Below are 1,455 nucleotides of genomic sequence, written 5' to 3'. Positions count from 1 at the left end.
CGAGGCCGGCGAGGCCGAGCCGTCCCGCCCGGTCGGCCAGGAAGCGGCGGAGGACGCGCGTCATGGGGTCCCTCGCCGGCAGGCCAGCTCTTCTGAGTCCCCCTTCCCCTTGCGGGAGGGGGGCAGGGGAGGGGTCTGCGCGCGTCGGCGCGCGAAAGGCCTTGAGGTTTCCACCGCGACGCGAGCGCCGGATCAGGCGGAGAGAACCCCCTCCCCTACCCCCCTCCCGCGGGGGGAGGGGGGACTCAACAGGGCTGGGCCAATGGTGACAGGCGGCCCTCATCTTGCCCCTCGCAGCCGCGGGTCCAGCCTCGCGTAGAGCAGGTCGACCGCGAGGTTCACCAGCACCGTCACCACCGCGCTGGCTAGGATGATGCCGAGCAGCAGGTTGAGGTCGCGCCGGGTCACCGCCTCGAAGGCCAGGCGGCCGAGGCCGGGGATGGCGAAGACGCTCTCGACCACCACGCTGCCGCCCAGCAGCATGCCGAAATGGATGCCGAACACCGTCACCATCGGCAGCAGCGCGTTGCGCACCACATGGCGCCAGGTGATGCGGCCGGGCGGCAGGCCCTTGGCCCGGGCGGTGCGGACGAAGTCGCTGCCCGCCACCTCCAGCATGCCGGCGCGCATCAGGCGGAGGTAGACGGCGACATACATCAGCGACAGCGCCACGGTGGGCAGCACCAGGTGCTGGGCGACGTCCGCGACATAGGCCCAGCCGGTGTCGAAGCTGGGCACGGTGGCGATGCCGCCCAGCGGCAGCCAGCGCAGCTTGACCGCGAAGGCCACGATCAGCATCAGCCCGATCCAGAAGCCGGGCATGGCGTAGAGCAAGAGGCCGAAGCCGGTCAGCAGCGTGTCGAGCCGGCCGCGCCCGCGGATCCGGCTCTGGGCGGCGGCGACGCCGAGCAGCGTGCCGGCGGAGAGCGCCAGCGACAGGGCCGCGGCCATCAGCAGCGCGGTGTTGCCCGCCCGCTCCAGCACCAGCCCCAGCACCGGGCGGGAGAAGCCGACCGACCAGCCGAGGTCGAGCCGGGCGACATGGGCGAGATAGAGGCCGAGCTGCACCGGCCAGGGCTGGTCCAGCCCGTATTCGGCGCGCAGCCGGGCGATCAGCCCGGCATCGCCGCCGCCCATCTCGACCACCAGCGCGTCGACGGCGTCGCCCGGCGCCAGCCGCAGCAGCAGGAAGGCCAGGCAGACGACGATCAGCAGCACCGGCACCGCCTGGACCAGGCGCCGGACGAGAAGCGGTTGCATCGGGCGGCTCCGGGTTCCGCGGAAGCGGCAGCTTACCGCGCGGAGTCCGCGATGCCACGGGGTTGTGGCGGGTGCGGTTCCGATCTTTCCGGAGGCTGGATGGCGCCCCGTCATCGACGCCGAGCCCCCTCACCCTCCCGTCGCTGCGCGCCGGGCACCGCCCTGCCCCGTCATCCTCCCCCTCCCCTTGCGGGA

At 73.2% G+C, this 1,455-nt stretch carries 1 protein-coding gene; it reads right to left on the bottom strand.

Features of this window, described 5'->3' with window-relative positions:
- Window positions 1–279 precede the first annotated feature (279 nt).
- Window positions 280–1,260 carry an ABC transporter permease gene (locus P409_RS34150; RefSeq protein ID WP_034849257.1) on the bottom strand — a complete coding sequence of 327 codons (981 nt, stop codon included), beginning with the start codon at window positions 1,258–1,260 and terminating at the stop codon, window positions 280–282.
- Window positions 1,261–1,455 lie beyond the last annotated feature (195 nt).

Origin of the sequence: Inquilinus limosus MP06 (assembly GCF_000767795.1) — a bacterium.
Lineage (GTDB): Bacteria > Pseudomonadota > Alphaproteobacteria > DSM-16000 > Inquilinaceae > Inquilinus > Inquilinus limosus_E.
The sequence above is the reverse complement of the archived record's forward strand: the minus strand, read 5'-3'. Positions and strand labels throughout refer to the sequence as shown.